Origin of the sequence: Chitinophaga caeni, assembly GCF_002557795.1 — a bacterium.
In the GTDB taxonomy this organism is placed as follows: Bacteria; Bacteroidota; Bacteroidia; order Chitinophagales; family Chitinophagaceae; genus Chitinophaga; species Chitinophaga caeni.
The window spans coordinates 4,525,810-4,550,782 of the sequence record NZ_CP023777.1 but is presented as its reverse complement, the minus strand read 5'-3'; the positions used below and the strand labels follow the sequence as shown (position 1 = coordinate 4,550,782).

Below are 24,973 nucleotides of genomic sequence, written 5' to 3'. Positions count from 1 at the left end.
TGCTTGGCATGGCACTTCTCCATGCATTTTTCAACTTGGGTACTTAGCATACATTGCCCCCGGCGCCCCCAAGCTGAAGATCTGAAAAAATAGTTCTTTTAAGATTGATGTACCGGGCAATTTTATTGAACTGGTCGTTTAAAATGGAATAACAAATTATCCTGCTCATCTTATATTTTGAAAGACGTTTCGTTTGAAAATATTCAGCAGGATGTATTCCAAGTTACGTTACGCTTTTGCTTGGCTACGTCCTTCAATTTTGGCCATCGAAGCGCTATGCTCAGGATGGAAATGCCTGAAGATGTTAATATTTGGTAAATAGGCAGGAGGGGGCGCCGCAGTTAGCTGGCTTTAGTGCTTTAATTTTCAGCAAGTTATTCAAAAAAAATGTTAATTTGTAGTTAAGGGGTCGCAGTTAAGTAACCGGATAGATTAGATCATTACCTTTGTGTCTGAGATTATAGGATGAAAATTAATAATAGGAAGTAATTATTTCAAAGAAAATAGCAGTAAAGACTTTATTTGGCATGGCTTATGTAATGAGAAGTTATCGACCGAATCGAAAAAATCTAATTATATCTTTATTTACTCCAAAATAAAAACCTCCCCGGTTCAAATACATGGTATTCGTGGTTGTCGTGCGAATTAGAACTGTTTATCATATAAGGACATTTATTAGCAAGTTCATTTTAGACAGATTAAAACCGAATATATCAATTTATGAAAAGGATATTAGTGATCGAAGATGATGCCCTGATGTTGAAAACGATAAACTTAATTCTACGCAAGCAAGGATACGAGGTTGACCTCGCAGAGAATGGCAAAGAAGCCATGAACTTCCTCTCATCCCAACAGTATGATCTCGTGATTACCGATTTGATGCTGCCGTTTGCGAACGGGTTAGAATTGGTAAGTAAAATCAGGCTGAACAAGGAAAAACACCGCGTTCCCGTTATTATCATTTCCGCGATTACCCATGAGTCTTCTGTTACCGATGGCTTTGACCTGGGTGCTGATGATTACCTGAAAAAGCCCTTTGTACCCGCTGAACTGGTTTCCAGGGTTAACCGCTTAATTGCTGCGCAAGCATAATATAATTGAATATTGTTTTATAATTTATTCGCTTCATGAGTTGGGAAAACTTTATCCTCCAGGGATTCTCTCAATTACCCCTTGTTATCCAGATAGCAATCGTGATCTCCTTACTTGCGATTGTAACTACCGCGATGGTATTTATCAGTATCCTCATCATGAGGGGCGTAAGGGCTTATAAGGGCCGGAGAAACTCCCGTTTTATCCAGCAGGCTGATTCCCTGGTTTTAGAACAGGTTATAATGAATGAAGGGCTGCAAGACGATAAAGGCTTCGAGTTTTTGCCTTCCAAAGCATTCCATGTACTACCCTTAGAAAAGAAATGGGTGAGGCGTTTACTGGTTGAAAGGATTATGGAATACCGCAAGAACTTCAGCGGTAGCGTGTCTAACAAATTAAGGCAACTTTATATCGCATTGCGCCTTCAGAATGATGCGCAGCGCAACATCAATTCGCTGTGGTGGAATAAAAAAGTATCCGCGATCAGTGAATTGTTCAGCATGGAAGTAGGGGGCATGGAAGATGAAATATTCCCGTTATTACATCATAGGAACCGTTACGTGAGGGGGATATCCAGGTGTTATTTCGTGAAGATGAGTGAAGACCAGCCTTTTGAATTTTTAAGCGATATAAGGAACCCGCTTGTGACCTGGGAGCAATTCGAACTTTTCAATATTATCGTGCAGCGGAAGGATATGAAACTACCGTTGTTTTCCCGGTGGATGAACGCTGACTGCCACCCGAGCGTAATTTCTTTCTGTTTTAAATTAGCCGTTTATTTCCAGCAATATGAAACTATACCCGCTATCATGAGATATATTGATAGTGATAATGAAGCCCTTCAAGTAGATGCGATTAATAGTCTAGGCAAGTTAGTCGCTGAAGAAGCTGAGCCCGCCATGGTCGCCATTTACCCGGCGGCAAACTTGGCGGTAAAAGTCGAGATTTTAAAGGCATTAGGGCGTATCGGTAGCGGTAAATACCTGGCGTTTTTGGAAGATGTGTTTGAAACTTCCGGTGAATTTTTATTAAGAAAACATAGTGCGAAATCTATTGTTAACCATGAAGCATTATCCAAGAAAGAATTATTAGAACTGGAGTCCCATTCGGATGCCGGTTCCCTGGTTTTTCTTCACCATGCTATGAATCCTTTAATTAAATATTGATGCAGCAATCTTTCTGGCAACATATCGTTCATTTTTACGAGAGCTCTATTTTTGTTTACTGCGCGGCTATATTCTTTTTATACGCCATGTTGGCTTGCCTTTCATTTATTGCTATTAAACGTTATAAAAGAAGACAAGTTTTGCAAGATAATACCACTGGCCTAGTGGCATCCCCACTTACTCCCGGTATATCGGTAATTGCCCCGGCGTATAACGAGGGGGTAACAATTATTTATAATGTCAGGTCGCTGCTGACATTAAATTACCCCAGGTTCGAAGTGGTCATCGTGAATGATGGGAGTACCGATGATACCCTGGAAAAGCTGGTAACGGAGTTCGAGCTGAAACAGGTTGAATTCGCTTATGATGTAAGGATTCCTTCTCAACCGGTGAAAGGTTTTTACAAGTCAACGAACCCTGCCTATGCAAAATTACTGGTGGTTGATAAAGTAAATGGAAAAGCTAAAGCAGATGCCGTCAATGCCGGGATCAATGCATCTTCGTTCGACTATTTCCTAAATACGGACGTCGATTGCATTCTGGACCGCGATACTTTGCTCAAACTAATTGAACCATTCATGCAGGAACCTAAACGGGTTATCGCTACGGGGGCCGCCTTGAGGATGGTCAATAGTTGCGAGGTAGATGCGGGGATGATCGTCAGGGTACGACCACCGGATGAATTTCTTCCTAGGTTCCAGGAAATTGAATATATCCGGTCTTTCGTATTAGGTAAAATGGGGTGGACAATGTTGAACGCGGTACCGAATGTTTCCGGCGGGTTGGGTTTATTCGATAAGGATGTCGTGATCAATGCCGGGGGCTATGATCCCAAGAGCTTCGGTGAAGATATGGATATGCTGATCCGCATGAGTAAATATATGTGTGAACAGAAATTACCTTACGCGATCCGCTATGTTCCGGAAACGCTTTGCTGGACGGAGGGCCCGTCTACTTTAAAAGTATATAAACGGCAACGGGTGCGTTGGGCGAGGGGATTAATGCAGACCTTTACCTGCCATCCGAAAGTGTTGTTCAACCCGAAGTATAAAAAATTGGGTTGGATCATCTTCCCATATAATTTCTTCTTCGAGTTTTTAGCGCCGATAATAGAATTTGTAGGGATATTATATTATATCTATATCGTTATAATGGGTATCATCAACTGGAAGTTCGCGCTCATACTGTTAGTATTTATATATACTTTTTCTATATTGATAACTACCTTGGCTATTTGCTGGGACCAGTTAACCATGCGCTATTACAATAGTTGGAAAGAAGTGATAGGGTTGATATTTACCGCGCTATTGGAACCTTTCTTGTACCATCCGCTGGTTATGTGGTTTGCCATAACGGGGTATTTTAACCAGTTGACCAACCGTAAACACGCATGGGGAAATATGCAGAGAAGAGGCTTTCAAAACCGCCAGGCTAACCCGACAAAATGATCGATAAGATGAAATTATTTAACTGTATCCATATTCCAGTTTTGCTTTTATTGCCGCTAGGTTTGCTAGCGCAACAGAAGAAAGTAGATGTAGATTATTTGTTCAATAAGGCTATCATCCAAACAAATCAATATAAAAACTACGGCAAGGCTTTAGAGCTGGCTAATGAAGCTATCGAAGAAAGCCCGCAGTATTGGGATATATATGCATTGAGAGGTAGGCTGTTTCTCTCCCTGGCTGATACAAGCAAAGCTATTCAAGACTGGCGCTTAGTTTTACAGCACCAACCCGGTAACCAGGTGGTGTTATTATACCTGTACAACCTGGAAATGGATCGTGCCAATTATAATAATGCCCTCGATTATGCGAATAGGGCCTTGGCCAGGGATCCAAAGGACAAAGATTGGTTGCTTAAAAAGTTTAGCGTTTATCAAAAGCTGGAAAGCAGGGTAGGTATGGAAAAAACCTTGGCGCAGATCCAGTCGTACTATCGAAATGACGCCACCATACAACAAATGCAGGCCGATTTATGGATGTTAAACGGGATGCAACAACTCTCGATGCAACATTGGGAACAAGCGGGTAAATCTTTCGAGTCGGTTTTAAATGTGCAACCGGGAAATTACCTGGCACGTTGGAGAGCTTTACAGGTTGCCATGGCACAACAAAAGTATAAATTGGCGGAAGAACATGCTGATAAGCTATTGGCTTCCGAACCCGGCGATACGATGGTCGTATTTCGAAAAGCCGTGTTAGCCTGTTTGCAAGGCAATCATGCCGCGGCTGCCGACCTGGTAATGCCCTTAATGAACCAGTTTCCCAACATAGATCGGTACCGGTTATTTTATAAAGATGAATTAACCAGCTTAGCTATCGAACAGCAGCGGGGCGAGAAATGGGATAGCGCCGCTACGACATGGTCCAGGATCTTATCGGGCTTCCCGCGGGATACAACCGCGTTGGAAGGACTTACAAAGGTGTATGTACAACGCGGAAGTGATGATAGTGTTATTGCGACCTGCAACCGCGGTTTAGCTATTAGTCCGTCGAACTTGTTTTTCCTTAAGAATAAAACCGTTGCTTACGAGCATAAGGGAATGTATAAAGATGCTGCCGAAAATGCATCCAGGGTATTGGAATACAATCCAGGTGATAAGGATTGGAAACGCTATACAGATGCCCTTAAATGGCAATCGAATAGGAATATGTTGAGCCTTTTTCATTTGCAGACAGTATATGAAAAGGATCGGAAACCGGCTAGCATCAGCTCCATACAATATTTGAGGTATTTCAAATGGGGTAGCATCGCGGGGCGCTTCAATTACGGTCACCGTTTTGATGATGGTTGGCAAGCTGAACTGGAGTCGTACGTAAAACACGGCAAGCAATTTTACTCTTTCGTAAATATCGGCTATTCACCAGATCAACCTGTTTTTCCGACCTGGCGCGCGGCTTATTCTATCTTCGGTAATTTCAATCCCGGTTGGGAACTTGAGTTGGGTGGACGCTATACGCAGATCGATACGGTACGAAATTTCACAGCCGTAGCTTCCGTCGCGAAAACATGGGGGCATTATTGGGTGAATGTACGCGGCTTCGGCACTTTTGATGCCGGGAATATGTACCCGGCAGTAGTAGCAACCAACCGTTATTATTTTGATGAAAGCAGGAGTTATGTTACGTTACTTGGTGGTTACGGTGTTTCGCCGGATGACCGCGGGCGTAATAATATCCTGTACAATAGCTTAGGATTTTCATCGTATAATATCGGCGCCGGCTTCCAGAAAAATATTCATTTTAATACAACTTTAGGTATTATCGGGAACTACATCCGGCAAGATATTCCTAATGGATATTTTAACCAGTTCGATATTTATTTTAGTTTCCAACAAAGGTTTTAAGGATGCTGAAATGCGGAATCTTCATATGTTTATCACTGTTAATGTTGCCCAACATGATGTATGGACAGGATATTACCATCGTTAGTAAACGCTTGGAAACACGCATCGTAATTCCTGCCCAAGCGGATGTGTCGACTAGTAAAGCTGCCAGTATTTTACAGGATTATATAAAACGTGCTACCGGGATAACTTTAATAATCGATTCGGTAAAGGAAAGGCGTAGAAGTTATTTTTACCTGGAGCTGCAACCGGGGCTAAGCGGTATCAAGGGCGCATCCTTGCAAGCCGGCGGCTTCGGGTTGTCTCAACAAGGCAACGATCTACAGTTTTTTTGTGGGGATGATACGAAGGTTATGCTTCAGGCCGTATATTATTTTATAGATAAATTCATCGGCGCCAAGAAATGGGATGAGGGTTCGGCAACTGTTCCGCAATTAAAGGAAATCAGGGTGCCGAAAGGTTATAATACGCTTCAAAGTCCTTCCTTTGATTACAGGGAAGTTTATTTACCGGCAGCTTTTGACGGGGAATATCGAAATTGGTATGGTTTACAACAATTCGAAGCGCTATGGGGCTTATGGGGGCATTCTTTCTTCAAGTTGGTGCCGCCGCGTCAATACTTTGAATCGCATCCCGAATATTTTGCCTTGGTTAACGGGGAACGGAAAGCAACGCAGCTATGCCTCGCTAACCCGGATGTATTACAAATTACTTTGCGGTATTTAGACAGCGCTTTTAAAGAAAATCCATCAGCGAAATATTGGAGTATTGCCGCTAATGATGGCGGTGAATTTTGTGAATGCGATTCCTGTTCGAAGCAAAATGAGCTCGACGGCGGTGTGCAAGGTAGCTTGATCACCTTCGTCAACAAGGTGGCGGCTCATTTTCCAGCGAAACAATTTACCACGTTGGCTTACCTCGAAACCAAGCATGCGCCACTTCATACCAAGCCGGCGCCGAATGTTCATATCATGTTAAGTTCCATCGATGCGTACAGGACTTTTTCCCTGGAGAAAGATCCGTCGGCCGCAGGTTTTAGGCGTGATTTAACGGCATGGTTGCACTTGACTCCACATGTAATGGTTTGGGATTATTGCACGCAATTTACCAACTACTTGACGCCATTTTTATCGGTTAAAACAACTGCTGAAAATATTGCCTATTTAAAGAGTTGCGGGGTAGAAGGAATCTTTGAGCAGGGAAGCGGTGATACATATTCGGACCTGGCAGCGCTCAAGGCATATGTTACTGCCAATAAATTATGGAATACGGATGCCCCTACAGATGATCTGATCGCGACTTTCCTCGAACATTATTACGGCAAGGCCGCTTCTGCCGTTTCATCATACCTTCAATTGTTGGAAGAGTCCGTTTTACAAACTAATACGCGGCTGGATATTTATGGTAACCCGGTGAACGATCACGACGGTTACCTGTCGCCGTTTTATATCGATCAATTCAGCAGCATATTGGATCGCGCGGAAGCGGCGGTTGAAACAAAACCCGTACTCTTAAAGCGCGTCAAGGCTTTGCGTCTTTCACAGGAATACGTGGTGTTACAACAATCGAAGTTTTATCATAACCGCGATCACGGGATATTTATTAAAAGAAATAACCAGTGGGAAGTTAAGCCCCAATGGCCGCAAAGGCTTGAATATTTTGAAAAGGTAGCGAAGGCTACAGGTGTTAGCGAAATAGCAGAAGCCGGTCAAACGCTGACCGCTTACATGGAAGAGTGGCAAAGTATTCTCGATGCCGGGGTTAGGTTAAACAAGGCAAAAGGTGCAACGGTACAATATCAATTTCCGCCGGATGAAAATTTCCCTGCCAACGGCTATGAAACCTTGGTAGACGAAACACCGGGTTATGCAGATTTTAGCTATAACTGGCAATGTTTTTACGGTGACCCGATGATCGTAGATATTGATTTAGGTAAAGTTACTGCCGTGGATACGATCAGTACCCGTTTTCTTCAAGATCCGCGTCACTGGATTTTTCCCCCTGGACATGTAAATATTTTCATCTCGAAGGATGGCCATAATTTCGAAAAGGTATTCGGTAATGATTTACCCCGAGTAGAAGAAGAGGATTATAAAGTCCAATTCCGCGGTTTGTCCATTCCCGTTCATCTAGAAATAAAAGCCATCCGTATAGAAGCCCAACCTATCCCGTCTTTACCTTCATGGCGCTACAAGCCAGGACGCAAGGTCATGATGGCTTGCGACGAGGTATGGGTGCAATAATCTTTTCCCGCGCTAATTATAATTTTTTTCTCTAAATTTAGCTTTCGCTAATACGATTTAGCAAATGCTTGCACTTTCATTGTGTAAGATGTTGGTTATCAATATTATGCAGCTTTATTGATGCTTAGATGGATATTTAGCTATCTGTTAATGATTTGATAATCAATCGTTTGTGATGAGTGGTGTAACTTGTTAATGTATTTAGTTCATCCGGTTTGTATTATCCGGTAGGCCGACTTTATTTTGTGACGCTCTTATACATGGATATTCATTCAATTCATGTAAATAATAATATGGGAAATGATTCCCGCAGTGTGTTATAAATACTCAATTCAATGAAGAAACACGTTTACTTTGGTCGCTGCTTTTCTGTACTGGCAGCAACAGCAGTTACTTTTACAGCTTGCGACCAGCAACAGAACCAATCAACCAACAGTGAGCAATCACTCGTACAGTATGTAGATCCTTATATCGGTTCAGGCGGCCACGGGCACGTCTTCGTGGGTGCTAATGTACCCTTCGGCGCCGTTCAGCTTGGCCCGACTAATATCGTGAAAGGCTGGGACTGGTGTTCCGGTTACCACTACAGCGATAGCGTCGTGATCGGTTTTCAACATACCCACTTAAGTGGTACGGGTATCGGTGATTTAGGCGACGTATTAATGATGCCATTTACAGGCGACATCAGAACGGAACCCGGCACGCAGGAAAATCCTACCAGTGGCTACGGTTCACATTATACCCATGATCGTGAAAAAGTTGCGGCAGGCTATTATTCAGTACACTTAACAGATTATGACATCGATGTAGAGCTGACAGCTTCAGAACGCGTTGGTTTTCATAAATATGCTTTTAACGCGGAACAACCCGCGCACGTTATCGTAGATTTAAAAGAAGGTATCGGTTGGGATAGGGCCACGGATACACATATTGAACAAGTTGACAGCGTGACCTTCGTAGGTTACCGTATGTCCAACGGTTGGGCCGCCGATCAACGCTTGTGGTTTGCGATCAAATCAAATATCCCGGTGAAGCATTTCGAAATAATCGATCTTCCGGCCAAAGAGAAATTTGAAGGGTTGAAATCCGCAAAGGCGGTTATGTCATTCGATAATCCCCCGAAGGATCTACAGTTCAAGGTGGGCATTTCACCGGTTAGCAGTGAAAATGCATTGGCGAATATACAAGCGGAAATACCGGGATGGGATTTTGCCAAGGTTAAAGAAGACGCCGGTAAGAAATGGAATGATGTTTTAGCCAAAGTTTCCATTGAAACTAAAGATACAGCTGCAAAACGTACTTTTTATACCGCCTTGTACCACACGATGATCGCCCCGGCCTTGTTTAACGATCACGATGGTAGTTACCGCGGAACAGATAAAGAAGTTTATAAGAATCCGGGTTTTGATAATTACTCCGTATTCTCTTTATGGGATGTTTACCGTTCAGCAGCCCCCTTGAATACCTTGATCAACCCGGACAAGGTGAACGATTTTGTAAACACGATGTTGACCATCTATAAACAGCAAGGCAAATTACCTATCTGGCATTTGATGGGTAATGAAACCAATTGTATGGTCGGTTACCATGCTGTTCCCATCATCGTAGATGCATATTTAAAGGGCTTCGATGGTTTCGATGCCGAGTTGGCATTTGAAGCGTTGAAAGCATCCTCTACCCGCGATGATTTCGGTATGAACTATATCAAGGAAAAAGGGTATATCCCGGCAGATAAGGAAGAACAATCTGTGTCTAAAGCCCTGGAATATGCCATCGATGATTGGTGTATTGCAGCTATGGCGAAGAAGATGGGTAAACAAGAAGATTATGAATATTACGCGAAACGCGCTAAATATTACAAGAATTATTGGGATGCGAGCATCCGCTTCGTACGCCCCAAATTAGATGATGGTTCCTGGAGAACGCCTTACAATCCCTTCTTCTCTAAACATGAAAATGGAGACTTTACCGAGGGTAACGGTTGGCAATATACCTGGCTGGTACCGCAGGATGTGGAAGGTTTGATCGAGTTGATGGGTGGTGACCAAGCATTTTCTATCAAGTTAGACAGCCTTTTTTCTGCTGAAGGTTACATGGGTGATGAGGCTTCGAGCGATATCTCCGGTTTGATCGGAATGTATGCGCATGGAAATGAGCCGAGCCACCATGTTACTTATATGTATGCTTTTGCAGGGGATCAATGGAAAACGGCTGAAAAAGTACGCCAGGTAATTAAAGAATTCTATTTCGATCGCCCGGAAGGCTTAGCCGGTAATGAAGATTGCGGTGCAATGAGTTCTTGGTATATCATGTCTGCTTTAGGTTTTTATCCAGAAAATCCTGCCAACGGCGTGTATGTTTTAGGTAGCCCGATCTTTGATAAGGCCACATTCAAGGTATCAAGCGGTAAAACGTTTACTGTTGAAACAGTGAATAATGAGCCCGGTAATATCTACATCCAGAAAGTAGAGTGGAATGGTAAGCCTTATACCAAGAGTTATATCCGCCATAAAGACATTCTTTCGGGAGGAACGTTTAAAGTATTTATGGGTAAAGAACCGAATAAAGAATTTGGTAAAGCCCCTGAAGATAGACCGAAGTCCTGGATGGATTAATATTTTATACCATTATTGTCCGGCTAAAATAGGTGTAAGCGATCCTGGTTAGTGCCTTATCGGGGTAACTTTTTCGGCAAGTAAAAAAATGCAGGAGACGGAGACCTGGTGGACTTTTGAGGGCGATGATAATTTTTTCATTGAAAATAATTTATCGGACAATAATGATATATAATAATAAAAGCCCCGCGAATTTTATTTGTCGCGGGGCTTTTATTTTAGAAGAATGAAATACTATCTTTCCTGGTAAATAGCCATTATCATTAAAAGACGGCGGGCTACCCTGTTTTTCGCAGGTATTTACCTAGGTGATCACCTATTTTTCTATTTTCTCGGGTACTAATACCGCTTTAAAGAAATTCTTTCCACTCAAGAAGAAATCTGCTGCTTTCTTGATGGAACCGGTCGTTACCGTTGCTAAACGTTTTTCCGTTGTTAATACGGAGGTAGGATCATCATGATCCCGGAATTTACTAACCAGGTAATTTAACCAGAAACCATTTTGACGTAAGCTTACTTCTAATGAGCGGCGTGATTCGGCTTTGAATTTCTCAACATCTTCTTCGGTAGCACCGTTCTTTTTAATCTTTTCTACCTCATCCAGCGCCGCGTTGATTAACTTATCCACGTTGGCAGTGGCACAGCTAAAGGAAATCGTTAAAGAATAATACGGATGCGGCAATTTGGAATAAGAAGCGCCGACATTCGGACTGTAAACACCGCTTTCCTTCTCGCGTAACCTTTCTAATACCTTGAACTCCAAAATATCGCTCAAAGCGCCGATTTGTACATTATTTTCAGGAGTATTTTCGTAAGTGCCATGGAAGATTAATTGCACCTGTGCTTTATCTTCTATACCTTTCTTAACGATCCTTTCTACCTTGCCTTGTAATGGCATGATGTTCCTGTCGATATAATTTTCGTGCCTGTTGGTAGAAGGGAGGCCGCCAAGGTACATTTCTAATAAGGGCTTGATCTTCTCAACATCAAAATTACCGACGAAAACAAAAGTTTGCCCGCTGGCATCGGAGAAACGATCTTTATAAAATTCGAAAGATTGATCCAACGAAATATCATCTACTTCTTTCTCGGTAGGTTTACGTTCGCGTTCGCTATAAGATGACCATACACTTTGAATCGTGTCTTGGTAAACGCTCGCCGGGGAAACCCCCGAAGCTGCCAATTGCACCTTGAAATCTTCCATGTCTTTCTTGAAGATTTTCTCATCTTTACGCGGCTCGGTTGCCCTTGCGTAAACCAGTTGCAATGCCGTTTCGAGATCCTGCGGCGAAGTGCTTCCACTGAAACCTTGATAGAGGTTACCGATGTAAGAAGACACGCTGGCCGTATTTCCGGCTAACAATTTGCCTAGTTGCGTATTGTCGAACTCACCGATACCATTGCTGGGAATATTTCCAGTATACGATCTTGCCAACAAATCCTTATCATCAATTAAAGAAGTACCACCGGGTGCAAAGGAGTTGAAGATGATTTGATCATTCTTGAAATCGGTCGGTTTGAGGTAAACGGTAACGCCGTTAGATAAAGTTAATTTTGTTAGGCCGATACTTTCTACCTGCTCTTCCTTCACTACTTTACCGGGCGTTGGTTTCTTAGCTAATAATGGCTTATTGATTGTTTTATCTTCATAAGGTTTCACACCCTCGCCGGCAGTTTTTAAAACATTCAGCAGGGTAGCGGCGGTAGGTAATTCATCCTTACTTTTTTCCGGGGCTTGAACAATCACCAGTACATTTTCTTGCTTGGCCATTTGTTTGGCAGCGTTATTTACCTCTTCCAAGCTAATATCTTGGATCAGCTTCTTCATTAATTGGTAGCTGTATGTTGCCGATGGTATCGCGGTACCGGTTAAGAAATTATTCAAATACGATTGCACGTAAGCATCGGAAGAAGTTTTATCCTTTTCACGGAAACCTTTTTCATTACCGGCATCAAGATTTTTCTTGATAACATTCAATTCATTAGCCGTAAAACCAAATTTGGCCATACGCTCTACTTCGGCCATGATGCCCCTGAACGCTTTTTCTAGTTCACCGGGTGTTTTAGATACCGCGGCAACACTTAAAGCATCCTGGTTGCGAACGATACCGCCCTGGTAAGCGCCGTAAGAGAACATCCCTTCCAAGAAAGGCGCTTGCCCGCTTTGTTTCAATTCGTAGATACGGGTTTTCATCATGCTGCTTACCATTCCTTCCACCAAGTTCCTGCGGATATCTTCGTTGGTGGTAGTCGTGGTTGTATGGTGGCGGAAACTAGCCATCACGACATGGAATGGAAACTCTTTATCAACCACTTCTTTAACGAGCGGTTCCTTGTTATCCGGTAAAGTGTACTCGATACGCGGTTTGGGTTTAGCCGGATTTTTCAGGCCGCTGAAATTATCCTTGATCATTTTTTCTACGGCGGCTGGATCGAAATCGCCTACCGCGATCACGGCTTGCAGGTTTGGCCTGTACCAGTCTTTGTAAAAGTTCCTGATTTCTTCGTGTTTGAAGTTTTGCAGGATATCGATTTTACCGATAGGGATCCTTTCCGCGTAGCGGGAGTTATGCAGTACCACGGGCAACAATTGTTTTTGCATCCTTGACTGTGCATTCTTTCCACGTTGGCGATCTTCCTCGATGATGACACCTCTTTCAGCATCGATTTCAGAACCTTCCATGCTCACCATACCGGCCCAGTTGGCTAATATCTTGAAACCGTTTTTGAACAGCTCCACGCTATCGGTAGGGATAGGTAATTGGTAAACCGTCTGATCGAATGCCGTGTAAGCATTTAAATCGGCGCCGAATTTTACACCTGCTTTTTGCAGGTAATTGATCAGTTCATTTTTAGGAAAATCTTTGGTGCCGTTGAAAGACATGTGCTCCGTAAAGTGAGCCAAGCCTTGTTGGGCATCTGTTTCCATCAATGAACCGGCCTTGATGGCCAGATATAAAACAGCGCGATTCTTGGGTTCCGTATTTTTACGGATGTAGTAAGTTAAACCGTTGGATAATTTACCGATCTTTACGTCCGGATCTACCGGGATTACATCGTTTGCAGTTTTAGTAGCCTTTGCCGACTTTTTTTGAGCGAATACCGGGGCATTCCAAAAGGAAAAACCGGTAGATAGGGCTAAAGCCAGCACCAGGAATTTTCTTTTCATAAATGGTGTGTGGTTTTTGTTTTATTAAATGTGAATTACAAAGCCGTTTTTTCTCTTTATAATGGCTACAATTCAACTATTTTTTTTGCTCTCTTGATTTTGAACTTATCTAGTTTTGGTTGCCATCAGGTAAAGATAAGGTTTCTCTTATAGGTGACTGGAAAAGGGGAGGCATAAAATTTTCATAAAATTGTTTTCATTAATCTAATCTGCTGAAAGATTAGAAAATAGTAATGAAATGCATGGCTTGGTTAAATATTATTTATTCGGCTATCGTAAATTTTATTTGAAAGTAGGGAAATAAAAAGTAAACCCCAACCATCAAGGTTGAGGTTTACGTATTCTTACCGTAACAACTCGTCCAACTTATCGAAGTCCTTACCGCTTAAGTTTCTAGCGATAATTTTACCTTGTGGATCAATCAGCCAGTTTTGTGGTATATATTCTACTCCGTAAAGATCTGCGCTTTTACAATTTTGGGGATCCAGTGCGGAGACCTGTGTCCAAGGCAGTTGATCTTTCTCAACCGCCTTGAGCCAATCTTCTTTTTTAGAATCTAATGAAATACCGAGAACGGTGAAGTTGCGATCCTTATATTTATTATATGCGGCTAAAACATGGGGGTTTTCCATCCGGCAGGGATGGCACCAGCTAGCCCAAAAATCGACCAGCACATATTTGCCTTTGAAATCACTAAGGGAAACTTCTTTACCTTGGGGATCCTTTTCTGTAAAGCCTGGGGCTTGCATACCCACCTTGACAGCTGCTTGCTTTTTAATGGAAGCTTCTATCTTTTGCCCGGATTTACTGTTCTTAACAGTAGAAGAGAGTGCATTAAAGGCAGCTTCCAGTTTTTCAGGGTTTGTTAAATATACCATTTTAATCAAGTCTAAAGATACAACAGAGTTGCTGTGGGTCTTTAAGAATGCTTCTACTTTGGTATCAACAAATTTCTCATCGACAGATCCTTCATCGCCATTAGGAGGGTAAACGATTTTGTATATTTCATCAACCTCGTCGTTCAATTTGGAACCCTTGATATCAAGTTCGTTTCCATCTGTGCCTTCTGTAATGGTTACATTTTGTGGTTCTATATAGAACTGGATGCCTATAGGCTTTACTTTTTCGCCGGTTGTTTCTTTAAAAGTAACTTGAACATAACCCTTGGTCGGTTCCTTTAACCGGTGGGTAAAGTCAAATGAACCGGATACGATTTTGGCAGAATCCGTGATGAGCTTCTCATGATCGTCATAATATCTCAGGATAGCCCATTGGGGATCATTTGTTGTAGAAATTTGCCCGTGGATTTTATGTTGATCCTGCGCTTGGGTGCTGCAACTTGCCAATACGATGATGCCGCTATAGGCCAGCATTTTTAATGGTTTCATAATTAGTTTATTTAGTTGTTGAATACTTTTATCTTTCCCTATATGCTACATCTGCAATTTTTGGTACGCCTTTAAAGCTTTTGTAAATTTTTATAGGTTGGTTAATGTCCGGGACGGTGTACAAATCAAACTGCCCGGAGTTTTTCGGTGCTCCTTCCTTATAAGAGCAGACGATCAGTTTCTTGGAATAATTGATATACCTTTCTGCATTGGGACTTGAAGGGTAAGTCATCGCAAATTCTTCGAAGCCCATATAGCTAATCTTCTGATCGCTATAATCCTGCATCAGGAAACTTTTTTTGAGAATAGGATCATATTCATAAACCTTGCCTTCCACATTATAAAACAGGTAACCCAAATCCGGGCTGAAGGCAAAATGTGTTGCTTGTAATATATCTTCACCGGTTATTTCATTATAATAATTCTGTGTTCCGCTTTTTGTAAACCTGGCTAAATACATTTTATCGAGTTGCGCATCTTTCAATATTGCAACTACCTCTTCCCCATTATAAACTGTACCGGTCATAAAAAGCAGTTCTTTACCTGTTGTGAAATCAAATAATTCCCCTTTTTGAAAATACAGGCAGGTATTGCCAACCTGTCGTAAGAACGTCCCGGTAGATTGATCAAACACAATTTTCCAGCCAGAAGGTTTGCTTACCGCGATCCACTTGGAGGGCGTAAAATATTGACTGCCGTTATCTATAGTATTCACCGGTCCGTTGATTGATGAGGAACCAACGGTGTAGAGGTTTCCTTTAGCATATAATAACCCGCTGTAAGTTGATAGTTTCAAGTTGGCATCCGTATAGTCTGTGATAGGTTCGGGAATGGACATTACATATTTTAGGTCATACTTAGGTTCATATTCAAGGGTGTCAAGCCCTAAAATACCCGCGTGGTCACCATTCGCAAGGAAAACTGCCACGGTACCATTAGCCGGTTCATTAATATAACTATGACCGGATTCAACAAACCCCGGCTTTCCTAGCGTTGGGTAAGCCGAGCCCATTTTTTCAAGAATATTGCCGTACAGGGTATCTTTGCCGCCTATGTATGAAACCATCGCCAGTTGGCTGCTGCCGTCTCCCGGATCACATAGCAAGAGCCATCCTTCATAACTTGCCGAAGAGACCGTTAGCGTGAAAGGGAAATCTTTAAATATTCCCGTTCTTTTATCCGTTACCCTATAATATGTGTGCCAACTACCAAATTCTAATGTCATATCCATATCCAGGTTTTTAGCCAGGGAAATAGTATCGGGATAGGAGCTATAACCTAATGGGTAAGCAGCGATCCATTGAAAGGAATAATTGCTGGTATCACCTGTTTCGTCTTCGGAAAAGGATAGTTGGGGGGTGATTTTAAATCTCGATCCATATTCAACGATGTAAGAACTGTCTATACCGTTAATTGTGATAAGGTTGACCGGTTTATAATCGTAGTTTCCTTTGTCCTTCATGCAGGAATACAGGTACAGGCAGAGGAGTAACAGTATATATGTTTTAGTATGTTTCATGTATAATAAATCTTGGTGTTAAACAATTACTGTGCATCTTTTCCCATTTTCATAATGCTTCCATCAGCTTCCAATACCGTATTCCCGGATTGCTGTTGCTCATTTAAGTAGGATTGGAATGTTTTGGAATAGTTTAGGAGCTGAATGCCTGTATATGGATTTTCAGTATAGAATTTTGATATGTCCAAGTCGAGCTGCTTTACAAAGAGTTCCAGTTTTTTCCGGCTAAAGGAACCGAGGGCATCGGCATTTTCATCCCAATATGATGGTTTCTTTAACAGGTCATCTATATCAAACCTAATTTTTAGCAGTGATACAGGCGCATCGCTTAATGGATTGAGTAGATGAATATTCGTTTCAAAATTGTTGTTAGGCTTGAGCTGTAATATGAACCGAAAAGATTTTTCATACATGTCTGTTGTTCTCAAGATAATAACCGGTACTGTTGTTCCTGTTTTCCCGGCAGGGATAAATAAACTGTCGGGGGGTGGTATGATAAAATGTTTCCCTTCAATGGCAGTAGAGGAGTCCTTCAACACGGATAAGTTAAAAGGGCGATGGTTACCCGTTGTGTCTCCAAGGGTATAGATATACAAGAGTAGGGTATCGCGGTTTAGGGTATCTAACGCAAAGCTATAGGAAAAAGTATCTTTATAGCTGCTGCTATTGGAAATATTTCCAAAGTAAATTTGATTTCCGGAATCATATTTTAATAATTCTGTTTTCGTACAACCGTAGCAAGTTATTAGTAGTAAAAATATTATGGTAATATGTTTGAATGGATTCATGGTTAATGGATTAAGATTTACCTGAATAATGTTTCTGATTGGGGTATCGGGACTACATATTGATCGCTAGACATGTTAATATTCCCTGTTCCGCCTGACCCGTTTGGTATTTTTGATTGATGTAAGCGCTTGTATAAATAGAATAATTGTCCCTCGCCCCAAAATTCCTGTTGGTAAGCCTTTATAATAAGATCCATCTTTTTCCCGGTGAAATCGGCATCCGGCAGCCCGCGATTTTTTCGGAGGGTATTTAGATACTGGGCTGCCAAGGTTATATCAGGCTCACATTCCGAGAGGATCAAATACATTTCAGACATCCTTATCAACGGCAACAAGTTTCTGAACGGTAAATTGTTATCCTTTATATCGGCATATTTAAAGAAAGTTTTATTCGTCCTGGTGGTTGTCCTATCCACGGTAAACCATACCCTGTAGCGGTAATCATTATCGAACTTATCAAAAATACTTTCCAGGTTGGCCGGGTATGGCGTCAATATGTTGGCGTTGTTCAAGCTGGCAGAGAACCAATTGCTCTGGGTTTCTTTAAGCTTAATATTTTCTAAGCCGAATAATATTTCGGATGAAAACACCCGGTCGGGATTGCTATTACCCGGGTTACTTTCGCTAGCCGGGCTCCATGGGAAAAATTTGCTGGCTGATTCAACTACTTCAAGCGCTTTATTCCTAGCGGCGGTCACATCACCCCGGTACAGGAATACCCTGGCCATTAGGGCTTGTACAGCAAAATAATTCATACGTCTATTCCTATTACTAAAATACTGGTCCGTGATCGAAGAATTTGAAATAACTCCTTCCGACCTGGTAGGATCATTTTCCAACAACATGGCAGCTTGTTCAAGGTCATGGATAATAAGTTCCATGACTTCTTTAGCGGGGAGCACCGGGTTGATTTTTGATTCGGGTGTTAGCGGGTAGGGAATGGCCGCAGAAAGTGAATCCGGTTGGTACATGGGGCCAAATAGCCTCAAAAGGTCGAAGCCTAGAAAAGCTCTAAGACCGTATGCTTCACCTAGCATCCAATTCTTTTCTTCCCCGGGTAGTATGTCTTTCCCGGGACTTACATTCTGTATAAATAAATTGATATTCAAAATTGAGTTATAATTTTTATTCCACATCGCGGATAACTCACTCATAGAACCGCTTTCTTCATATTCATACCTCTGCAAGGTGTTCATGGGATGGCCGCTTACACTGCAATCATAATATTGAGCCAAAACATCGAGTACGGTGCATGTGTTGCTTTCCCCGTAAGATTCCTTGCTGGCCATATCGAGATAGATTCCATTCAATACATTCCTAATAGAACTTTGATTATTATAGACCGATTTTTCTAAAAAAAGATCCTCCGGTTGTACATCCAGGTATTTATCGCAAGATGGAAATGCTAGCAGGATGATCATCATGCTGATAGCTGTATATGTAGATTTCAAATAATTCATGTTATTGCATTTTAAAAGAAGATATTCAAACTGAGCGCCATCGTGTTGCTAAACGGATACTGTATGCCACGTTCGGATTGAATATTCGAGAGCCTGAAAATGTCATTAGTATATGCGTTCAACCTAATGGAGTTGATCTTAAGCTTCCTGATCCAAACATATTGCTGTGCCCTGAATTCGTAGCCAAGGTTGATAGACTCACCGCCGAGATAATTTTCTTTTTGTATAAAACGGGAAGAAATCGGTGTTTCTTCGCTGATATCGATGGACTTAAATTGAGCATGATCTCCCGGGTGCTTCCACCTGAGCTCTAAGGCTCGTTTATCCTGGTTATTATTGAGGTCTTGGTACCCGATATTTTCTACTTTGTCGTACAGGGCTTTGTTCAATACATATTTACCGAAACTGTACCTTAGGTTGATACCCAACAGGAAGCCTTTTATATTTAAGTTAGAGCTAACGACGCCTTCAATAACGGGGCGCTTTTCACCGATGGGGGCGATGTCGGAAGGGTCATAAATATATGTGTATTCACCGTTTTTTTTCTTAAATACTTCCTTGCCAGTTGCAGGATCTATTCCCAGGGATGGTACAGCCCAGAGTTCATCAGGGCTATATCCATCCAGGTACCTTTCCAGTGAATTAGATTTTTGGGCTTCATCGTTGAGATTTTTGAGGATATTAGAAAACCCTTTGTATTTACTTTTATAAAAACTACCGGTATAACCCAAAGTCCAGATAACATTTTTGTTGAGTTTATAAATAGGCGAATATTTTATGATCGATTCTGCACCCTTGGTATTTAACTCGCCAACATTTAAAGCGTATGTTTCAACACCCGAAGAGCCGGGCAAGCTACCGGTGGTTATGAGTGGGCTGGATCTTTTTTGGTAGATGTTTAAAGTCGCGGTTAACCGGTTTTGCCATAAGGCGACATCAATACCCGCGCTGATGCTCCTCGTACGTTGCCACTCCAGGTTGGGGTTACCAAGTTGATCGATGATCAGTCCCTGTCCAAAATAATTTAGATCATTGGTATACTTATAAACCGCCGTTGATGCGTAGGTGCCCAGGGCTTGGTTGCCCGTTGTACCTATATTAGCTCTAATCCTGAGTATGTCTAACCAATAAACGGTTTCCATACCTTTTTCGGCACTGATATTCCATCCGCCGCCAATAGACCAGAAAGGGGAGTATTTATTTGCGGAGCCAAAAACTGTAGAACCGTCTATCCTGTAATTAAAATCAACAAAATACCTGTTCTTGTACGAGTAGTTGAAGCTCGCCAATGCATTAATTTTGCGGGTTTTAATTTTTTTGTATCCGGGTTTTGAATTAGGTAAATAACTATAGGCGAATGCGGGGTTGGGACTAACTCCAACGGGTATGCCCGTAGCAGAATAACTTGACAGCGTTTTATTCTCCTCTTGTATTTCCGTTCTAATATTAGCATTCAGGCTATGATTTTCCTGGATAACCTTGAGATAGGTTAGCATCAGGTTGCCCTGGTAATTCAGTTTATCTTGCCGGCTTTCGGAATAAAGACCTTTTTGATAAACATCCGTATTATCGTAATCTGTATGATTCGCCGGTTTGAATATGATGTTTGTTCCGGAAGTTTTATTTACCTGGAAAGCGCCGGAAAGTCTCAGGCTTGAGCTAATATCATAGATCAGGTTCAGGTTATTTTGTATAGTAATATTATTAGAATTATTTTTTGAAGGGAGTAAGGCATTGTAGAGTGGATTGCCTACTTTGAATGAATCTAAATAAAAACCGCTTGTGCCGAGATCCCTGGTGAATATTTCAAGATATCGATCCGTGTTTACACTGCCATCTGCTCTTTTCTTACTATAATAGGGGTTTATCTTTACATAATCTTCAAAATTGCCGTATGGGGATTCATTCGAATTAGTACCATTTATATATAGCGAATTGAAGATATTTAACTTGTTTTTCCTGTAAGTCAGATCCACCGTTCCTCCCCAGGTAGCCCTGTCGGAGCCTTTCATCACGCCGTTTAGTTTTCTGTAATTTAGAGCCACGCCGTATTGAAATTCTTCGCTGCCGCCACTAACCCTCAAGGAGTGCCCGTTGGTAAAACTGTTTTTGAGCGGAACGTTGAGCCAGTAGCTATTAACCCCGCTGGTTACGGCTATTAACCTGTTGTTATATAAGTTGTCATTAAAGGTAGAATTAGGGTAATAATCAGGTTGATAAAATCCTGCCAAGCGTTGAAATTCCAAATTCTCAGCGGCGTTCATCATGTTGTAGTCCCTGAGGTCAGGGACTTCGTACCTTAGGTCGGCAGTATAGGACACTGTAAGTTCTCCCGGTTTAGGGCGAATCGTTTCCACGATAACTACACCGTTGGCAGCCCTTGAGCCATATAACGCGGTGGAAGCGGCATCTTTCAGTAAGGTAATAGACGCTACCCTGTTGATATCAAGGTCAACAATTTGTTGTAAGGTAGTTTCCATCCCGTTCAGGATAAACAAAGGTTGGTTGGGATCGGTTGAATATTGATCCCTCACCGTATTGGATGTCAAGCTTGTTTTACCCCTCACCTCGATATTGGGTAATTGGTTAGGGTTGGCGCCTTGCAGGTTGTTGGGAGATATTACGAAGGAAGGATCCAGTGTTTTCAAGCTTTGAAGTACGTTGAGGTTACCGATGGTTTTTAGTTCCTTGCCTGTAAATGAAGCTACCGCACCGGAAAACGTTACCTTGTTCCTGTTAAACATCCCCGTGGTGATAGTAACGGTATTGATATCTACCGTCGATGCTTTCAGCTCGATCATTTTATTACCCTTCCATGGTTTCAATTCAAGCGGTTGATGACCGATGTAAGAAATTACCAAGGTAACTTCGTTGTTGGGCACATTTAGTTGGAAATTCCCCTGGGCATCCGTGGTGGTTCCCTTCGGCGTTCCCTTGATCATGATGGTAGCTCCGGGCAGTGCTTCTCCATCACTGTTAAATATACGCCCTTTAACCGTTATACTTTGCTGCAAGGGAGATGCTTCAACGGGCTTGGACGATTTTTTAATAACGATCAAATGATCATCCCTAAATTCGTAACTCAAATTTGCGGGTTTGAGATATTCGCTCAGAACGTCTTTGATAGAAAGGTTGTTGACTTCTACATCCAAGTTTTCTCCCTTAGGTAACATATTGTTGTTGTAAATAAACCGGTAACCCGTTTGCTTGCTTATTTCTTTAAAGAAATGAACATAACTCATTCTTTTCTTGGACATCGTGATCTGCGCGAAGCCGTGATAACCCCACAGCATGGCGCTGAAGTAAAGCAGTAAAATTTTAGACTTCATAATTTTAAACGGTTAGTTTCCAGGACCCGTATGTTAGGTGCTGCGATGTTGATTTTGGTTATAGTTTAGATTTGGATATAAGTTGCCCCGAAAGAATCGGGGCAACTACTCTATCCGGCATTCTCGAGACACATATACCTGTCTACTGTATATGATAATTTTGGTTCTGCTATTTTAAATAAACTTTTATGATGTCCTGTTCTTTGACGAATCTCACGGTGCCCGTTGCCGACAAATCCGACAGGATCTGATCCAAGTTTAATGATCTATCCATTACTGCGCTGAATCTCAGGTCAGATGCAGCGGGATCAAGTTTAAAGTCTATGTTATACCATCTCGATAAGCTCATAGTAATCTTATCCAAGCTTTGGTTTTCGAAATGGAAAAAGCCATTTTTCCAAGCGGTGACCTGCTCTATATCCGCTTCTTTTTTCACTATTTTTGAAGAGTTCAGCGGATCGATAAATGATTGTTGGCCGGGTAATAAAACCAATTCGTTATGATGGTTGTAAACAACTTTAACCTTCCCTTCAATAAGTGTGGTGATGGTTTTATTCTCGTCGCCGTAGGCATTGATATTAAATTTAGTACCCAGGACCTGGACTTCTTGTTCGGGGGATGAAACGATGAAAGGCCGTTTTCCCGGAGATACTTCGATATAGATTTCCCCGGTTACTTGAATTTTCCGGGCAGCTTGGTTATTAAAATTAACCGGGAACTTTACCGATGATAGCGCATTGAGCCATATTGTTGACCCATCCGGTAGCACCAGTTTATAACTACCCCCTCTAGGAGTTTTTAACGTGTTATAAGCCGTGTTCTCGTCATGATTATGATCAGGCTGGTATAGCAATTGATCTCCTTCCTGGAGAACGCGCGTACTGCCTTGTAATAAGCTGCGGTGGCTATTACTGTCTAATACCAGGGAGCTACCATCGGCCAATACTAGTTCCGCTTTGTTGCCACCGGGTTCACCGGTTATGTTCATAGCCGTATTGCCGGGTGGTTTGGGAGATTGAATACGATCCAAAACAAATAATAATCCGGTCAGCAGCACAACGAGTATGGCGGCTATTGAAATGATGGTTTTTAGGTAATTGATTTTACGAAAGGGCGCTTTATGCGTATTTATATATTCGAATATTTCCGTTTTCAATTGGTGGTCTTCCGCTATATTCCATTCTTTTGATTGGTTGAAGATTTCATCGATACAATAAGCCAGTTCTACTTGGTATTTGCCGGTCCGGATCATCTGGAACAGTGTTTCCTTTTCGGAATCGCTGATCGCATTCGTTACATACTTGTTCAATAATTCGGTAAATAGCTCGGTAGAACTCATGATTTCATGCTTGTTTTAATTAATGACCCTAAAAGTTGGCGATAGGTGCAGTTTCATAAAGAAACATTATTTGAAAAATCCGCTTACAATAATAAATATCCACAAAGATACGCTGCTTTTCTGCCTGATATATTCGCGGATCGAGTTCAAAGCCCTGATCATATGGCTTTTTACAGTAGCCGGTGCAATATTCAATTGCTTTGCAATTTGCGGATGAGTCAAGCCGTTTTCCCTGCTGAGTTTGAATATGAGAGACTGTTGCGGGGGCAACCGTTCTACCGCTTCTTGCAGCAGGTTTTCGAGTTGTTTATAATTCATGGCAGCTTCCGGCGTCAAGTAATTATCCGGCAGCACATCGCCGGGCAGTTCAACAGGTTTAATCACTTTTTTATTCATCAACTTGATGATCGTATTTCTTGCCATGACATATAGCCATGCCTCGAAATTTTCTACTTCTTTCAAATAGCTCCTTTTCTCCCACAACTTGATAAATACTAGTTGAACGGCATCCTTGGCCTCTTCTGTATTTTTCAAAAAGGAGAGCGCCACTTGGTACACGCGGTTCCAATGCTGTTCGAACAGTAACTTGTAAACATATTCATCCCCGTTAGCAGCCTTCATCAGAAGATCGCTTTCAATATTATTACCCGTGACGTTGAATACCTTTTTCAGATCTTATAGCTTATGATGTCCCGAGAAACACTTTCGATTCATTATTTGGATTGAAAAGTAGCACAGCTGCCACTTTTAGCTGTGCTACTGAAGGTGTGTACTAAACCTAGTTAGCTATCCACCAAAGTCAACACTTTTGAATAGTTCAATCCAAGACTAGGAATTGTAACGAATCGAATCATAGTTTCTACTTATAATGACACCTATAAGTAGCCAATAGGTGCAGTTGCTTTGAAAAAAAAATCTAATACTAAATTAATAGTAGACTGCCGGGATGTTTTCCTGGCTTCCGGTGGCAATAAATCCATTCGGGTTAATGTTTCATAAGCCAAAATATTGCTGTGCTAATTAAAATATTGATATAAAATCCAATCCTATTGTTTTAGCAATAATAATTGATATATGTTTTAATATCAAGTCGTTACGATTTGAGCTTTGTTAATAAATGGTTATTACTGGCAAGGAAAGAACTGTCGCTTTTTGAATGAGGGAAATATATATTAGAGGAAGAAATTATTTTTTTGAGGGGTAATGTATGCGAAATATTATTTCCAATTAAAAATGTGAAAATAGTATTATTTAAGAGTTATATATTACCAGTAAAATAGAAGCTCTTCTCATGGTGAAGAAGAGCTTCATTTGATTGTTTGAGGTTGGGTTAACCCTAAAGTTTGACAATTCTTATTTAGTAAATATGGTTTCATTTGAACAGTTATTGAGGTTAACTTGCTAATTTTTATACTATTCCTTCTTTTAATAAGACCCTTTGAATGGGTCTATAGGTGCAGTGCAGGTTAAAAATAATTTGAAGTAGCTGCCAGCGAGATGGCCCGTTTATTTTATT

Annotated in this window: 14 protein-coding genes; 6 read left to right on the top strand and 8 right to left on the bottom strand. The window is 41.6% G+C overall.

Going from position 1 to position 24,973, the window contains the following annotated elements:
• Positions 1 to 720: 720 nt before the first annotated feature.
• The 6 genes from COR50_RS19075 to COR50_RS19050 all read left to right on the top strand — a co-directional run bounded on the left by COR50_RS19075 (position 721) and on the right by COR50_RS19050 (position 10,465).
• Positions 721 to 1,092 (top strand): response regulator transcription factor, encoded by a 372-nt coding sequence (locus COR50_RS19075; RefSeq protein ID WP_098195471.1) that lies wholly within the window; start codon positions 721 to 723, stop codon positions 1,090 to 1,092.
• Between the two features lie 35 nt (positions 1,093 to 1,127).
• Positions 1,128 to 2,258, top strand: coding sequence for a HEAT repeat domain-containing protein (locus COR50_RS19070; protein ID WP_098195470.1), 1,131 nt, complete (start codon positions 1,128 to 1,130; stop codon positions 2,256 to 2,258).
• Positions 2,258 to 3,706, top strand: a complete 1,449-nt coding sequence (locus COR50_RS19065) for a glycosyltransferase family 2 protein (protein ID WP_098195469.1) — start codon at positions 2,258 to 2,260, stop codon at positions 3,704 to 3,706. Before COR50_RS19070 ends, COR50_RS19065 begins: the two co-directional genes overlap by 1 nt.
• A gap of 8 nt (positions 3,707 to 3,714) precedes the next feature.
• Positions 3,715 to 5,607, top strand: coding sequence for a YaiO family outer membrane beta-barrel protein (locus tag COR50_RS19060; protein WP_157761007.1), 1,893 nt, complete (start codon positions 3,715 to 3,717; stop codon positions 5,605 to 5,607).
• 53 nt (positions 5,608 to 5,660) lie between these two features.
• Positions 5,661 to 7,850, top strand: a complete 2,190-nt coding sequence (locus tag COR50_RS19055; protein ID WP_157761006.1) for a DUF4838 domain-containing protein — start codon at positions 5,661 to 5,663, stop codon at positions 7,848 to 7,850.
• A gap of 335 nt (positions 7,851 to 8,185) precedes the next feature.
• Complete coding sequence (locus tag COR50_RS19050) at positions 8,186 to 10,465, top strand: GH92 family glycosyl hydrolase (RefSeq protein WP_098195466.1); 2,280 nt, start codon at positions 8,186 to 8,188, stop codon at positions 10,463 to 10,465.
• Positions 10,466 to 10,781: 316 nt separating this feature from the next.
• On the opposite strand, the gene COR50_RS19045 is transcribed toward COR50_RS19050, so the two are convergent.
• The 8 genes from COR50_RS19045 to COR50_RS19010 form a co-directional block, all read right to left on the bottom strand.
• The gene (locus COR50_RS19045; RefSeq protein WP_098195465.1) at positions 10,782 to 13,634 is read right to left on the bottom strand and encodes a M16 family metallopeptidase; all 2,853 of its coding nucleotides are present in this window, start codon (positions 13,632 to 13,634) and stop codon (positions 10,782 to 10,784) included.
• 344 nt (positions 13,635 to 13,978) lie between these two features.
• Positions 13,979 to 15,022, bottom strand: a complete 1,044-nt coding sequence (locus COR50_RS19040) for a TlpA disulfide reductase family protein (RefSeq protein ID WP_098195464.1) — start codon at positions 15,020 to 15,022, stop codon at positions 13,979 to 13,981.
• Between the two features lie 28 nt (positions 15,023 to 15,050).
• Entirely contained in the window at positions 15,051 to 16,541 is a 1,491-nt protein-coding gene (locus COR50_RS19035) for a PKD-like family lipoprotein (protein ID WP_098195463.1), read from the bottom strand.
• Positions 16,542 to 16,567: 26 nt separating this feature from the next.
• On the bottom strand, positions 16,568 to 17,329 hold the full coding sequence (locus COR50_RS19030) for a DUF4843 domain-containing protein (protein WP_098195462.1): 762 nt from the start codon (positions 17,327 to 17,329) through the stop codon (positions 16,568 to 16,570).
• 17 nt (positions 17,330 to 17,346) lie between these two features.
• Entirely contained in the window at positions 17,347 to 18,789 is a 1,443-nt protein-coding gene (locus tag COR50_RS19025) for a RagB/SusD family nutrient uptake outer membrane protein (RefSeq protein ID WP_098195461.1), read from the bottom strand.
• A gap of 11 nt (positions 18,790 to 18,800) precedes the next feature.
• On the bottom strand, positions 18,801 to 22,118 hold the full coding sequence (locus COR50_RS19020; RefSeq protein ID WP_098195460.1) for a SusC/RagA family TonB-linked outer membrane protein: 3,318 nt from the start codon (positions 22,116 to 22,118) through the stop codon (positions 18,801 to 18,803).
• 169 nt (positions 22,119 to 22,287) lie between these two features.
• Positions 22,288 to 23,457, bottom strand: a complete 1,170-nt coding sequence (locus tag COR50_RS19015) for a FecR family protein (RefSeq protein WP_098195459.1) — start codon at positions 23,455 to 23,457, stop codon at positions 22,288 to 22,290.
• Positions 23,458 to 23,523: 66 nt separating this feature from the next.
• Positions 23,524 to 24,078 carry an RNA polymerase sigma factor gene (locus tag COR50_RS19010; RefSeq protein WP_098195458.1) on the bottom strand — a complete coding sequence of 185 codons (555 nt, stop codon included), beginning with the start codon at positions 24,076 to 24,078 and terminating at the stop codon, positions 23,524 to 23,526.
• Positions 24,079 to 24,973 lie beyond the last annotated feature (895 nt).

What these genes read in the sequence shown, in the direction of transcription:
- COR50_RS19075 (WP_098195471.1), top strand. Translation starts at nt 721, where the DNA reads ATGAAAAGGATATTAGTGATCGAAGATGATGCCCTGATGTTGAAAACG.
- COR50_RS19070 (WP_098195470.1), top strand. Translation starts at nt 1,128, where the DNA reads ATGAGTTGGGAAAACTTTATCCTCCAGGGATTCTCTCAATTACCCCTT.
- COR50_RS19065 (WP_098195469.1), top strand. Translation starts at nt 2,258, where the DNA reads ATGCAGCAATCTTTCTGGCAACATATCGTTCATTTTTACGAGAGCTCT.
- COR50_RS19060 (WP_157761007.1), top strand. Translation starts at nt 3,715, where the DNA reads ATGAAATTATTTAACTGTATCCATATTCCAGTTTTGCTTTTATTGCCG.
- COR50_RS19055 (WP_157761006.1), top strand. Translation starts at nt 5,661, where the DNA reads ATGATGTATGGACAGGATATTACCATCGTTAGTAAACGCTTGGAAACA.
- COR50_RS19050 (WP_098195466.1), top strand. Translation starts at nt 8,186, where the DNA reads ATGAAGAAACACGTTTACTTTGGTCGCTGCTTTTCTGTACTGGCAGCA.
- COR50_RS19045 (WP_098195465.1), bottom strand. Translation starts at nt 13,634, where the DNA reads ATGAAAAGAAAATTCCTGGTGCTGGCTTTAGCCCTATCTACCGGTTTT.
- COR50_RS19040 (WP_098195464.1), bottom strand. Translation starts at nt 15,022, where the DNA reads ATGAAACCATTAAAAATGCTGGCCTATAGCGGCATCATCGTATTGGCA.
- COR50_RS19035 (WP_098195463.1), bottom strand. Translation starts at nt 16,541, where the DNA reads ATGAAACATACTAAAACATATATACTGTTACTCCTCTGCCTGTACCTG.
- COR50_RS19030 (WP_098195462.1), bottom strand. Translation starts at nt 17,329, where the DNA reads ATGAATCCATTCAAACATATTACCATAATATTTTTACTACTAATAACT.
- COR50_RS19025 (WP_098195461.1), bottom strand. Translation starts at nt 18,789, where the DNA reads ATGAATTATTTGAAATCTACATATACAGCTATCAGCATGATGATCATC.
- COR50_RS19020 (WP_098195460.1), bottom strand. Translation starts at nt 22,118, where the DNA reads ATGAAGTCTAAAATTTTACTGCTTTACTTCAGCGCCATGCTGTGGGGT.
- COR50_RS19015 (WP_098195459.1), bottom strand. Translation starts at nt 23,457, where the DNA reads ATGAGTTCTACCGAGCTATTTACCGAATTATTGAACAAGTATGTAACG.
- COR50_RS19010 (WP_098195458.1), bottom strand. Translation starts at nt 24,078, where the DNA reads ATGAAGGCTGCTAACGGGGATGAATATGTTTACAAGTTACTGTTCGAA.